Below are 12,570 nucleotides of genomic sequence, written 5' to 3' on the forward strand. Positions count from 1 at the left end.
TTCAGATCCCGCCCCGCGTCACCAGTTGCCGGGCAATCACATTGCGCTGGATCTCGTTGGTGCCTTCGCCGACGATCATCAGCGGCGCGTCGCGGAAATAGCGTTCGACGTCGTATTCCGTGGAATAGCCGTAACCGCCGTGGATTCGCACCGCGTTCAGCGCGATCTCCATGGCGATTTCGGAGGCAAACAATTTGGCCATCCCGGCTTCCATGTCGCAGCGTTCGCCGCTGTCGTATCGCTCGGCGGCATACCGGGTGAGCTGGCGGGCCGCGGTGAGTTTGGTCGCCATGTCGGCCAGGTAATTGCCGATTGACTGGTGCTGCCAGATGGGCCGGCCGAAGCTCTCACGCTGCTGGGCATAGGCCAGCGCGTCTTCCAGCGCGGCGGTGGCGACGCCCAGGGCGCGGGAGGCCACCTGGATACGTCCCGTCTCGAGCCCCTTCATCATCTGTGAAAAGCCCTCGCCCGCAATGCCGCCCAGCAACGCCGTGCGGGGCACCCGGAAGCCGTCGAACGACAGCTCGCAGGACTCGACGCCCTTGTAACCCAACTTCGGCAGGTCCCGCGACACCGTCAGGCCCGGACCGTGCTCGACGAGCACGATCGAGATGCCCTTGTGGCGCGGCCTGGCTTCCGGGTCGGTCTTGCACAGCAAGGCGATCAGCCCGGAACGGCGCGCGTTGCTGATCCAGGTCTTGGACCCGTTGATCACCAGGCCGTTGGCGTCGTCGGGGTCGGGCAGCGCGGTGGTGGTCATGTTCTGCAGGTCCGAGCCGCCGCCGGGCTCGGTCAGCGCCATGGTGGCGCGCACCTCGCCGCTGGCCATCCGCGGCAGGTAGGCCCGCTTCTGGTCCTCGGTGCCGAACAGCGTCAGCAGCTTGGCGACCACGGTGTGCCCGCCCATCGCGCCGGCCAGGCTCATCCAGCCGCGCGCCAGTTCCTCGGTGACCCGCACGTAGCACGGCATCGACACCGGCGAACCGCCGTACTCCTCCGGAACGGCCAGACCGTAGATGCCGATACGCTTCATCTGCTCGATCCACGCCTCGGGGTAGGTGTTGGCGTGCTCGACCTCGCGAATGGCCGGCTTGACGTCGCGGTCGATGAACGCCCGCACCGTGGCGACCAGCATCTCTTCTTCGTCGTTCACCTGTGATCACCCTCCAGCATTGATGGTGGCGACCCGCTTCGCCCGGCTTCGCCGCGCTCGCGATCGCCACGAGGCCCTGATGGTGGCGACCCGCTTCGCCCGGCTTCGCCGCGCTCGCGATCGCCACGAAGTTGACCCTCGATTCCACAGCCTGCCAGCATGGGTCGTTGTGACTAGTGACGGGTACGCGGGGATTCGCGAGGGCGGGCCGTACTTCGACGACCTCGCGATGGGGCAGGTGTTCGACTGGGCTCCCTCGATGACGTTGTCGTCCGGATTGGCGGGCGCGCACCAGGCGATCGTGGGGGACCGCCTGCGCCTGGCGCTGGACGCCGACCTGTGCGGGGCGGTGACCGGCCTGCCCGCTCCGCTGGCGCATCCGGGGCTGGTGTGCGACGTGGCAATCGGGCAGTCGACGCTGGTGACCCAGCGCGTCAAGGCCAACCTGTTCTATCGCGGCCTGGTGTTCCACCGATTCCCGGTCATCGGCGATTCGCTCTACACCCGCACCGAAGTGGTTGGCCTGCGGGCGAATTCGCCCAAGCCGGGCCGGGCTCCGACCGGGCTGGTAGCGCTGCGGATGATCACGATCGACCAGGCCGATCGGCTGGTGCTCGACTTCTACCGGTGCGGGATGCTGCCCGCCAGCCCGGATTTCGCGCCCGACCACGCGCGGCACGACGATCTGTCCGCCATCGGCATCGACGTGCCCGGACCGGCCCACGATCCGACCGCGCAGTGGGACGGCGCGGTGTTCCGCGACAAGGTGCCCGGTCCGCACTTCGCCGCCGGGCTGGCCGGTTCGGTGTTGCGCAGCACCGCCGACGTGGTCAGCAGCGCTCCCGAGCTCGCCCGGTTGACCTTGAATATTGCTGCCACGCATCATGATTCGAGGGCCGGCGGGCGCCGGCTGGTGTACGGCGGGCACACCATCGGGCTGGCGCTCGCGCAGGCGAGCAGACTGCTGCCCAATCTGGTGACGGTCCTGAACTGGCAATCCTGCGATCACACCGGACCCGTGCACGAGGGCGACACCCTGTACAGCGAGTTGCACATCGAATCCGCCGAAGCGAGCGAGCACGGCGGTGTGCTGGGTCTGCGGTCGCTGGTGTATGCGGTCGGCGACACCGCCGGTGAGCCGGACCGTCCGGTGCTGGACTGGCGGTTTCACGCGCTGCAGTTCTGAGCCGGGTTTGCCGCTCGCCGCGGCGCCACGGGCCGCGCGCACAATGGGGGCGTGAGTTCGGCTTCGTCAGTGGGGGAGTCCCAGCAAGTCAAGGAGTGGGGGAGCAGCGGGCTGGCCTACTTGACCGGCCTGCCCGACGGCCCCGCCGACTTCTCCCGCGCCAACGTGCTGACCCGCGCGCGCGACGTCGCCGCGGCCACCGGTGAGCGGCTGGGCATCGACATCGACGCGGCGATGCTGTTGACGGGGCGGGCCGCCATGCTCGGGCTGACCCGCGGCGGGCGGGTGTCGCCGGGCGGCGCCACCCGCCTGCTCGCCGCCCGCGATGGCGACTGCGCGCTCACCCTCTCGCGCGCCGACGACCTCGACGCCGTGCCGGCGCTGCTGCAGGCCGACGAGATTGCCGCCGACCCGTGGCCACAGCTGCAACGCTGGGCCGCCGCCCGCCCGGTGGCCGAGATCGTCGACCGGGCGGGGCTGCTGGACATCCCGGCGGCGGGCCTGGGCGAGGCTGCGCCCAGGCCGGCGCGGATACGTGCGAGAGGATCGCGAACTGCGCCGCGCCCACTGCGGGATCTGCTGGTGGCCGACCTGTCCTCGATGTGGGCGGGCCCGCTGTGCGGGCGGCTGCTCGCCCGGGCCGGCGCGACCGTCGTCAAGGTCGAAAGTCCGCGCCGCCCGGACGGCACCCGGGGCGGACATCGGGCCTTCTTCGACTGGGTCAACGGCGAAAAGCTCGGCTATCAGCTCGATTTCGACGGCCAAGCCGACGAATTGCGTGAACTGCTCGCGGTCAGTGACATCGTCATCGAGGGCTCGCGCCCGGCGGCGCTGGCGCGCCGGGGGCTCGGACCAGATGACGTCGTGCCGCGCGAAGGACGAATTTGGTTGCAGGTCACCGGATATGACGGCCTGCGGCCGGGATTCGGCGACGACACCGCGGTGGCCGGTGGCCTCGTCGGCGCGAGCGCCGAGGGGCCGGTGTTCTGCGGTGACGCCATCGCCGACCCGCTGAGCGGGCTGGAAGCCGGCCTGGCGGTGGCCGAATCGCTGGGCCGCGGCGGCGGCGAGCTGATCCGCGTATCCATGGCCGGGGTCGCCGCCACCTACGCGGCGCTGCCGGCCGAGCCGTCGGCGTCGCAGGCGCCGGTGTCGGCACCGGCGGCGCCGTCCGCACCGCATCCGGCGTCCGGGCCGGGCGCCGACAACGAGGCGGTGCGTTACCTGGTCGCCCAAAGACGGTTGCTGTCATGCTGATTCAGCGGGCGACCTTGCTGGACGGCACCACGACAGACATCCGGGTGGGCGCACTGATCGAGGAGATGGCGCCGCCGGGCGAGGGTCTGGTGCCGCGGGCGGGAGAGGGCGTGCTGTACGCGGGCGGCGGCGCCGTGCTGCCCGGGCTGCACGACCATCATGTGCACCTACGCTCGGCGGCCTCGGCGCTGGATTCGTTTTTCGTCGGGCCGCCCGGGGTCAGCACCGAGGCGCAGCTTGCCCAACTGCTGGCGAATGCCACACCGGGGCCCGACGGCTGGATTCGCGCTGTGGGCTACCATGATTCAGTTGCCGGGGAGCTCGATCGGGGCGCCCTCGACGCCATCGTTCCGCACGTTCCGGTGCGCATCCAGCACCGCAGTGGGGCGCTGTGGATCCTGAATTCCGAGGCGCTGGGCCGGGTCGGCCTGGCCGAACATCCCGACGGGCGGCTGCGCAGCGCCGACCGCGGCTGGTCGCTGGCGCTGCAGCGTCGCGAGACCGACCTGGCCGAACTTAGCCGCCGGATCACCGCGACCGGTGTCACCGGCGTCACCGATGCGACCCCCGATCTCGATGCCGACGACATGGAGTCGCTGATGACGGCGTACGAGCGCGGCGAGTTCCGGCCGCGGTTGAGTTTCCTGTCGCCGGGCAAGAAGATCCTGCACGACGATCTCCTGGACCTCGACGCTCTCACGGAATGGATTGCGCGCCAACATGACAGCGGGCAACCGGTCGCGGTGCACTGCGTTACCGCGGCCCAGCTGGTGGTGACCATCGCGGCCCTGCGCGCGGCCGGCGGCCATCCGCGGGACCGCATCGAGCACGCCGCCGTGGTGCCCGACGACAACCTGGCCGACCTCGCCGAGCTCGGGATCACGGTGGTGACGCAGCCCAACTTCGTCGCGGAGCGCGGCGACCAGTACCTCGCCGAGGTGCCTGCCGCCGAGCACGATCAGCTGTGGCGCGTCGCCTGCCTGCGTGACGCGACGGTGCCCGTCGCGCTGTCCACCGACATGCCGTTCGGCCACGGCGACCCGTGGACGGCGATGCGCGCCGCGGTGCACCGCACCACGCCGCAGGGCGCCGTGCTCGGCCCGCACGAATGCGTCTCGGCGCGAGAGGCTTTGACGATGTTTCTGGGCCGAGCGGATCAGCCGGGGCGGCCGCGCAGTGTGGAAATCGGGCAGCCGGGGGACCTGTGTGTGCTGAACGAGCCGCCCGCGATCGCACTGGCCGCCCTGGACGCGGGACTGGTCGCGGCGACCGTCATCGGCGGTGAGCTGGTGTACTTCGCGATGTGAGGCGCGTCAAGCGGCGGGGGCAAGCGCCGCGCGCAGGCTGTCGCACTGGCTGTCGAAAAACCGCCGGGACACTTGGGCTTTCGGCAACACCAGGTCGAAGCCGTGGAAGGCACCAGAGATGGTTTCGACCTGGCACGGCACCCCGGCGGCACGAAGGCGCTCGGCGTAGGCCAGGTCTTCGTCGTGGAAGAGGTCGTGCGTGCCCACACCGATCCAGGCCGGCGGCAATCCGCTGAGGTCGTCGCGGCGCCCGGGGACGGCGACCTGCGGGTCGGCATTGCCGAGGTACGCCGCCCAGCCGAACCTGTTGCTGCGGTTGTCCCACAGCCGGTAATTCGAGCTCGGCGGGGTGGTCGAACTGCGGTCGTCCAGCATGGGATAGGTCAGCAGCTGGAATGCCGGGCTCACCTCGGCGCGGTCGCGGGCCAGCAGGGCCAGGGCCGCCGCCAGGCCGCCGCCGGCGCTGGCACCGCCGATCGCGATGCGGTAGCGGTCCACCGATGGCAGCCCGGCCAACCACGTCAGCGCCGAATAGCAGTCCTCCAGCGGTGTGGGATACGGATGTTCGGGCGCCAGGCGGTATTCCACCGACGCGACGGTGATGCCCAGCCGCCTGCTGAACCCGCTGCACAGCTGGTCGTCCTGCTGGGCGGTGCCGATGACGTATCCGCCGCCGTGGATCCACAGCAGCGCGGGCGCGGTCTCGGTGGCCCCGGCCGGACGGAACAACCGCACGCCGGCCCCCGACGCGAGCGTGATCACCTCCACGTCGGCGACCGGCTTGCCCAGGCGCCCCCGCCACGCGATCCCCGCCCGCATGAGCGGCAGGGTCCGGGGGCCGACCAGCCGGCGCGGGGCGAAGCGGGCAAATCGCTGCAGGTCAGGATGAACATCGTTGTTCGTCACCGGACAAGTATCACCGACGCGGAAAATCAAGGGACGGCGATGGGTGATCTGCCGTGCGCGCTACGACGTCAGGAGGCAGCGTGACCGCCAACAACTCCCGGCTGGATTCGCGGTCGGTCGATACGGCCCTCGGGTCGATCCGGGTTCAGGTGAGTGCGGGCACCGGACCCGCCGTCCTGATGTGGCCCAGCCTGTTGATGACGGGCGACCTGTGGGCCGGCCAGGCCGCGCACTTCGGCGACACCCATCGCTTGGTGCTCATCGACCCGCCCGGCCACGGCGGCAGCGCGCCGCTGCGGTCGATGTTCAGTTTCACCGACTGCGCGCGATGCGTCGTCGACCTGTTGGACGGCCTCGACATCGACCGGGCCCACTTCGTCGGCAATTCGTGGGGCGGGATGATCGGCGGCACCTTCGCCGCGCTCTATCCCGATCGGCTCGACCATGCGGTGCTGATGAATTGCACGGCGTCGAAAGCCGGTGTCGCGCAGAAGATCCAGTATGCGGCCCTGGTGCGGTTGGCGACGGCGCTGGGTGGGATCCGGCCGCCGCTGACACGCTCGGCCATCCGTGCTTTCCTGGGGCCGACGACGTTGCGCACCCGCCCGGATGTGGTCGACACCGTACGAGCCAACGTGCAGTCGGTGGACACCGATTCGGTCCGCTGGGCGGTGCGCAGCGTGGTTTCGGCGCGGCCGGACCAGCGCGCGCTGCTGGCCCGCGTCACGTCCCCGGTGCTGGTCGTCGCCGGCAGGGAAGACGCCACTTTCCCGGTGGCCGAAACCCGCGTCATGGCCGACGCGATTCGGGGTTCGTCCTTCACCGTGCTCGACGGGGTCGCGCACCTCGCGGCGCTGGAGGATCCCGCGCGGGTGAACCAGCTGTTGGACGCGTTCTTGTTCGACTGAAATGCCGTGCCGACAACCAGAATTCGGGCACATGGGATCCCCGGGCCATGGTGACACGCATGTCGGGCCGCCGCCGGCTGGTGAACCATGTCGCGCGCTGCACCGTAGCCGCAGGAAGGACCTAGAAAGCCAAATGGATTAGCCAACCCACGATCGGGGTATCGGAGCAATGCTGGCGCACGGGCTTGCCGTCAGCTTGTTGGGTTTGCCGGTACGTCGCCGCAACGTCCCGCACGGGACCGCGCGCCGCCGCGCCGCCCGATCGGCCAGGACGCGAGGACGTGAAATGCTTGGGCAACTTTACGATCGGGCACTCGGCGGGGAGCGATGTTGGATCCGTCATGAGGACGGCGAACTGCGGCCACTGCCGGCGCACCGATGGTTGGGTGTGCGATGTCCCGGTGATGGATCTGGCGACGCCTTCGACGAAGTCTTCGACGAAGCCGTCACGCAGATGTGCACCGGGCCGACAATCGAGCTGGGCTGCGGGCCGGGCCGGTTGGTGGCCAGGCTGATTCAGCGCGGCATCCCCGCCCTCGGCATCGACCGGTCCGCGACCGCGATCCAACTGGCGGGCCGCGGCGGTGCGCCGGCCCTGCTGGGCGATGTGTTCGAGCCGCTGCCGGGTACGGGCCTGTGGCAGACGGTTCTGCTGGTCGACGGCAACGTCGGGCTCGGCGGGGACCCGCGCCGAATTCTGGGGCGCGCCTTCGAATTGCTGGCCCGCGGTGGTCGTTGCGTCGCCGAGTTCGAGGCAGAGGCCATCGGAATCTGTTCGCGATGGGTGCGGCTGGAGGCGGCGGGCGAGGTCGGGCCCTGGTTTCGCTGGGCATCCGTCGGGGTGGACAGCGCCGCCGCGCTGGCCGCGCAGGTGGGGCTGACGCTGACCAGCGTCAGCCTCGTCGGCGGCCGGGTGATCGCCGACCTGACGGCCAGATAAGCGTGTCGTACACAGCACAATCCAGCAAACTCACCGGCCCGCCAAAAACGGTTCAAGCAGTCCGAATCCCGAACCCAGCGAGCGGGCTGGGCAAAGCGTTTTCGCCACGACCGCCCGTTGTGCGGAAACGCTGGTTTGTGCAACGTCGGGAGGGGTACAGTCCGGTGCATGACGGCGAGTGGACCCGGCATTACCGATTGCGTGAAATGGTTGCTGCGGGCCCGCCCCGGTGACTATGCGCTGGCGTTGAGTGTGGCCGGGGCTTCGCTGCCCGTGGTCGGCAAGCACCTTGAACCCCTAGGCGGTTTGACCGCTATGGGCGTGTGGGGTGCCCGGCATGCGCCGGAGGCGATCTCCGCGGTGACCAAGGACTGGTTCACGCCCGGAATCAACGACGTCCGGCGCCGCGACCGGGAGAGCACCCAGCAGGTCTCCCTCGCCGCATTGCGCGGCGTCGTGTCGGCCGCGGACCTCGAGATGGACTGGCCGGTCGCCGAGAAGACACCGCCGATCTGGGACGGTCTGCGCCAGCGCCGCTACCTCTACCGTCGTGCCGTCCACTACGGCGACCACCCCGATCAGGTGCTCGACGTCTGGCGGCGCAACGACCTGCCCGCGCAGCCCGCGCCAGTCCTGATCTTCCTGCCGGGCGGCGCCTGGGTGCACGGCAAGTGCATGGGCCAGGGGTCGGCGCTGATGTCCCGGCTCGCCGAACAGGGCTGGGTGTGCCTTGCGGTCAACTACCGCGTCGCGCCGCACCACCGCTGGCCGCGCCACATCATCGATGTCAAGACCGCCATCGCGTGGGCCCGTGCCAACGTCGACAAGTTCGGCGGAGACCGCAATTTCGTTGCGATAGCGGGCTGTTCGGCCGGGGGCCACCTGTGCGCACTGGCCGGGCTGACGCCTGACGACCCACAGTTGCAGGCGAAGTTGCCCGAGGGCGCGGACACCTCGGTGGACGCGGTCGTCGGGATCTACGGCCGCTACGACTGGGAGGACCGCTCGACGCCGGAGCGCGAACGGTTCGTCGAGTTCCTGGAGCGGGTCGTGGTGAAAAAGTCGATCGCCCGTCGCCCCGAGATCTTCCATGACGCATCCCCGATCGCGCGCGTGCACCGCAACGCGCCGCCTTTCCTGGTCATCCATGGCAGCAAGGACACCGTCATCCCCGTCGAGCAGGCGCGCAGCTTCGTCGAGCGGCTGCGGGCGGTGTCGCATTCGATGGTCGGCTACCTCGAATTCCCCGGGGCCGGCCACGGGTACGACCTCATCGACGGCGAGCGTGCCGGGGCGGCCGCGCACGTCACCTCGCTGTTCCTCAACCAGATCTATCGCACCAAGACACGCGTCGGGGCAAAAGAGGTTATCTGAACCGCCAGCGCTGAGTATGGTCCCTCTATGGGTAAGGGGCAGCGGTGAAGAGGCTTAGCGGGTGGGACGCCGTACTGCTGTACACCGAAACTCCGAACGTGCACATGCACACCATCAAAGCGGCCGTCATCGAACTCGACGCCGATCGCCGATCACTGGACGTCGACACGTTTCGCGAAGTCATCGCCGGGCGGCTGAACAAGCTCGATCCCTTCTGCTACCAGCTCGTCGAGGTGCCGCTGCGCTTCCACCACCCGATGTGGCGGGAGAACTGCGAACTCGACCTGAACTATCACATTCGTCCCTGGCGGGTGTCGCCGCCGGGAGGCCGCCGCGAACTGGACGAGGCCATCGGGCAGATCGCCAGCACACAGCTCGACCGCAGCCGTCCGCTGTGGGAGATGTATTTCGTGGAGGGCTTGGCCAACAACCGGATTGCGGTTGTCGGCAAAATTCACCACGCCCTGGCCGACGGTGTCGCCTCGGCGAATCTGATGGCCCGGGGCATGGACCTGCAGCCGGGCCCGGAGGGCCGACCGTACGTCTGCGATCCGCCCCCGACCACACGCCAGCTGATGGCGTCGGCGCTCGCCGATCACATGCGTCATGTCGGGAGCCTGCCGCACACCATCCGGTACACCGCCCAGGGGCTGGGCCGGGTGCGCCGCAGCTCCCGCAAATTGTCCCCTGAATTGACGCGGCCCTTCGAGCCGCCGGCGACCTTCATGAATCACAAGATCACCCCGGAACGGCGGTTCGCGACCGCGACCCTGGCCTTGGCCGACGTCAAGGAGACCGGCAAGCGGCTCGGGGCGACGATCAACGACATGGTCCTGGCCATATCGACCGGCGCCTTGCGCACCCTGCTGTTGCGATACGACGGCAAGGCCGAACCGCTGCTGGCGTCGGTGCCGATGAGTTTCGACTTCTCGCCCGAAAGGATTTCGGGCAATCGCTTCACGGGCGTGTTGGTGGGCCTGCCGACCGACTCCGACGATCCGCTGGAGCGGGTGCGGTGCTGCCACGAAAACGCCATCGCTGCCAAGGAAAGCAACCAGCTGATGGGGCCGGAGCTGGTCAGCAGGTGGGCCGCCTACATGCCACCCGCGCCCACCCAGGCCTTCTTCCGGTGGGCCGCCGGTCGCGACGGACACAACAAGATCCTCAACCTGAACATCTCCAACGTGCCCGGCCCCCGCGAGCGCGGCCGGGTGGGCGGGGCGCTGGTCACCGAGATCTATTCGGTGGGCCCGTTGACCGCGGGCAGCGCCCTCAACATCACCGTGTGGAGTTATGTCGATCAGCTCAACATCTCGGTGCTCGCGGACGGGTCCACGCTCGAGGACCCGCACGAGCTCTCCGAGGCAATGGTCGCCGACTTCATCGAGATACGCAGGGCCGCAGGACTTTCCGAGAAACTGACGGTCATCGAGGCCGCGATGGCGCCGGCGTGATCGGCGCGGCTCGGTAGGAACCGGCTTCGGCGGTAAGCGGAATCTCGGGGGACGTTAACGCCATTTCCGCCGACCGTTACCATCGGTCCGACAGGAGCTATCTCAAAGCCACCGATCGTGTAAGGAGCTGTGCGGCACGTGAGCACTGGGAACGACGACGCCAACGAACCCGAAGTTCTGGTCGAACAACGGGATCGAATCCTCATCATCACGATCAACCGGCCGAAGGCCAAGAACGCGGTCAACTCCGCGGTGGCCAACGGCCTGGCCGCCGCCGTTGATCGGCTCGACAACGAGACCGGCCTCTCGGTGGGCATCCTCACCGGGGCGGGCGGCTCGTTCTGCGCGGGCATGGATCTCAAGGCCTTCGCCCGCGGCGAGCTTCCCATCGTCGAGGGCCGCGGCATGGGCTTCACCGAGCGTCCGCCGGTCAAGCCGCTGATCGCGGCGGTCGAGGGCTACGCGCTGGCCGGCGGCACCGAGCTGGCGCTGGCCACCGACCTGATCGTGGCCTCGAAGGACTCGGCGTTCGGCATTCCGGAGGTCAAGCGTGGCCTGGTCGCCGGCGGCGGCGGGCTACTGCGGCTGCCGCAGCGCATCCCGTCAGCGATCGCCATGGAACTGGCGCTCACCGGTGAAAACCTGAGCGCCGAGCGTGCCCACGCGCTGGGCATGGTCAACGTGCTGGCCGACCCGGGCGGCGCGTTGGACGCCGCGATCGAGCTGGCCGAAAAGATCGCGGCGAACGGGCCGCTCGCGGTGGCCGCCACCAAGCGGATCATCGTGGAGTCCCGCGGCTGGAGCCCCGACGAGATGTTCGCCGAGCAGAACAAACTGCTGGCCCCGGTGTTCTCCTCCAACGACGCCAAGGAGGGCGCGATCGCCTTCGCGGAGAAGCGCCCACCCAAGTGGACGGGCACCTGATCTCAGCCCGATGGCGGCGACCCGCTTCGCCACGGCCGCGCTTGCGACCTCCGCTAGGCGGCCCGATCCTCTTCTGCCGCTGAGCTTTCCGCGTCCGCGCTGTCCTCGGCGGTGACGGGGCCGGCCACCCTCGATGCGGCATCGGTGGTCGGCAGTGGGGCCAGACCAGGCTCCGGGGTCAGCAGCATGGTCGCGCGCGCATCCAGCACGTGGCCGATGAAGAAGTCGTAGAGGAAGATGCCGATCACGGCGCCGGCCAGCGGGCCGACGATCGGGATCCACCAGTACTGCGTGGTCCCGCCGTAATCACCGGAGAAGGCCAGTTTCCCCCAGCCCATGAAGTAGGTGAACACGCGCGGACCCAGGTCGCGGGCGGGGTTGAGCGCGTAGCCGGCGTTGGTGCCGTACGAGCACCCGATCACCGCGACGACGAAGCCGATGATCAGCGGCGCCATGTTGCCCGCCGGCGCCTGGTTGCGGTGGTCGATCAGCGCGGCGATCAGGGCCACCAGGATGGCGGTGCCGACCAGCTGGTCCACCAGCGGTCCCAGGTAGCCGCCGTGGAAGTACTGGGCGGGAAACGTCGCGAAGATCGAGTAGGTGTCCTGTGACTCCGGCCTGCTCAGGTGGTTGGCTGCGTTGTAGTTGTCGATGGCCGAGCCGTAGACCGCGTACACGGCCGCGGCGGCGCTGAACGCCCCGAGCAGCTGGGCGACCCAGTACGGAATGACGTTGCGCCAATCGAACTTTCGCGCCACGGCGAAGGCCAGCGTCACCGCCGGATTCAGGTGCGCACCGCTGATACCGCCGGCGACGTAGGCGGCGAGCATCACCGCGAACGCCCAGCCGAACACGATGATCAGCCAGTTCGCCGGGCCGAACGGCACGGTCTGCCGGCCCGACCCGGGCAATCCGACGACGTTGAGCGCACAGGTGCCGAGTCCGAGCAGCAGCAGGATGAAGGTGCCGAAGAACTCGGCGAGCATGGCGCCGGGCAGCCCGGCGCACAGTCTGGTCATCGTGGTGGCGGTGATCCGGGTCTGTTCTTCCAGGGTTGTCGAGGTGGATTCCACGTGGTTCCCAACTAGGTCGGCGGTCTGCGCCGTCGGACGCCTGGCGGCGGCGGCCGGGGCGGGCTTCGGGGCGGCCATCGACAATTAT

General features: G+C 69.3%; 11 protein-coding genes. 8 read left to right on the forward strand and 3 right to left on the reverse strand.

Annotation, left to right across the window (positions count from 1 at the left end; genetic code table 11):
- Nucleotide 1: 1 nt before the first annotated feature.
- Nucleotides 2-1,153: an acyl-CoA dehydrogenase family protein gene (locus tag A5708_RS12260; RefSeq protein WP_081292919.1), complete on the reverse strand. Its 1,152-nt coding sequence runs from the start codon at nt 1,151-1,153 to the stop codon at nt 2-4.
- 229 nt (nt 1,154-1,382) lie between these two features.
- Here A5708_RS12260 and A5708_RS12265 point away from each other — a divergent pair, with 229 nt between their 5' ends.
- The 3 genes from A5708_RS12265 to A5708_RS12275 are packed head-to-tail and all read left to right on the forward strand — an operon-like array spanning nt 1,383 to nt 4,903.
- Nucleotides 1,383-2,339, forward strand: coding sequence for a MaoC family dehydratase (locus A5708_RS12265; protein WP_155765982.1), 957 nt, complete (start codon nt 1,383-1,385; stop codon nt 2,337-2,339).
- A 51-nt stretch (nt 2,340-2,390) separates the two neighbouring features.
- Nucleotides 2,391-3,596 (forward strand): CoA transferase, encoded by a 1,206-nt coding sequence (locus tag A5708_RS27805; protein WP_269199390.1) that lies wholly within the window; start codon nt 2,391-2,393, stop codon nt 3,594-3,596.
- Complete coding sequence (locus tag A5708_RS12275; RefSeq protein WP_065028898.1) at nt 3,590-4,903, forward strand: amidohydrolase family protein; 1,314 nt, start codon at nt 3,590-3,592, stop codon at nt 4,901-4,903. Before A5708_RS27805 ends, A5708_RS12275 begins: the two co-directional genes overlap by 7 nt.
- 6 nt (nt 4,904-4,909) lie before the next feature.
- Here the strand turns inward: A5708_RS12275 and A5708_RS12280 are convergent, their stop codons facing one another.
- The gene (locus tag A5708_RS12280) at nt 4,910-5,809 is read right to left on the reverse strand and encodes an alpha/beta hydrolase (protein WP_065028899.1); all 900 of its coding nucleotides are present in this window, start codon (nt 5,807-5,809) and stop codon (nt 4,910-4,912) included.
- Between the two features lie 179 nt (nt 5,810-5,988).
- On the opposite strand from A5708_RS12280, the gene A5708_RS12285 reads away from it, so the two are divergent.
- The 5 genes from A5708_RS12285 to A5708_RS12305 all read left to right on the forward strand — a co-directional run bounded on the left by A5708_RS12285 (nt 5,989) and on the right by A5708_RS12305 (nt 11,409).
- Nucleotides 5,989-6,717 carry an alpha/beta fold hydrolase gene (locus A5708_RS12285; RefSeq protein ID WP_081292920.1) on the forward strand — a complete coding sequence of 243 codons (729 nt, stop codon included), beginning with the start codon at nt 5,989-5,991 and terminating at the stop codon, nt 6,715-6,717.
- A gap of 286 nt (nt 6,718-7,003) precedes the next feature.
- On the forward strand, nt 7,004-7,657 hold the full coding sequence (locus A5708_RS12290) for an SAM-dependent methyltransferase (RefSeq protein ID WP_065028901.1): 654 nt from the start codon (nt 7,004-7,006) through the stop codon (nt 7,655-7,657).
- A gap of 168 nt (nt 7,658-7,825) precedes the next feature.
- Entirely contained in the window at nt 7,826-9,031 is a 1,206-nt protein-coding gene (locus tag A5708_RS12295) for an alpha/beta hydrolase (RefSeq protein WP_065028902.1), read from the forward strand.
- 44 nt (nt 9,032-9,075) lie between these two features.
- Nucleotides 9,076-10,485 carry a WS/DGAT/MGAT family O-acyltransferase gene (locus A5708_RS12300; protein ID WP_065028903.1) on the forward strand — a complete coding sequence of 470 codons (1,410 nt, stop codon included), beginning with the start codon at nt 9,076-9,078 and terminating at the stop codon, nt 10,483-10,485.
- Between the two features lie 129 nt (nt 10,486-10,614).
- Nucleotides 10,615-11,409, forward strand: coding sequence for a crotonase/enoyl-CoA hydratase family protein (locus A5708_RS12305; protein ID WP_419538324.1), 795 nt, complete (start codon nt 10,615-10,617; stop codon nt 11,407-11,409).
- Nucleotides 11,410-11,462: 53 nt separating this feature from the next.
- On the opposite strand, the gene A5708_RS12310 is transcribed toward A5708_RS12305, so the two are convergent.
- On the reverse strand, nt 11,463-12,482 hold the full coding sequence (locus tag A5708_RS12310) for an MIP/aquaporin family protein (protein WP_065028908.1): 1,020 nt from the start codon (nt 12,480-12,482) through the stop codon (nt 11,463-11,465).
- Nucleotides 12,483-12,570 lie beyond the last annotated feature (88 nt).

The sequence above is a fragment of the Mycobacterium colombiense genome (assembly GCF_001672755.1).
Classification (GTDB): Bacteria; Actinomycetota; Actinomycetes; order Mycobacteriales; family Mycobacteriaceae; genus Mycobacterium; species Mycobacterium colombiense_C.

What these genes read in the sequence shown, in the direction of transcription:
- A5708_RS12265 (WP_155765982.1), top strand. Translation starts at nt 1,383, where the DNA reads ATGGGGCAGGTGTTCGACTGGGCTCCCTCGATGACGTTGTCGTCCGGA.
- A5708_RS12275 (WP_065028898.1), top strand. Translation starts at nt 3,590, where the DNA reads ATGCTGATTCAGCGGGCGACCTTGCTGGACGGCACCACGACAGACATC.
- A5708_RS12285 (WP_081292920.1), top strand. Translation starts at nt 5,989, where the DNA reads ATGTGGCCCAGCCTGTTGATGACGGGCGACCTGTGGGCCGGCCAGGCC.
- A5708_RS12290 (WP_065028901.1), top strand. Translation starts at nt 7,004, where the DNA reads ATGCTTGGGCAACTTTACGATCGGGCACTCGGCGGGGAGCGATGTTGG.
- A5708_RS12295 (WP_065028902.1), top strand. Translation starts at nt 7,826, where the DNA reads ATGACGGCGAGTGGACCCGGCATTACCGATTGCGTGAAATGGTTGCTG.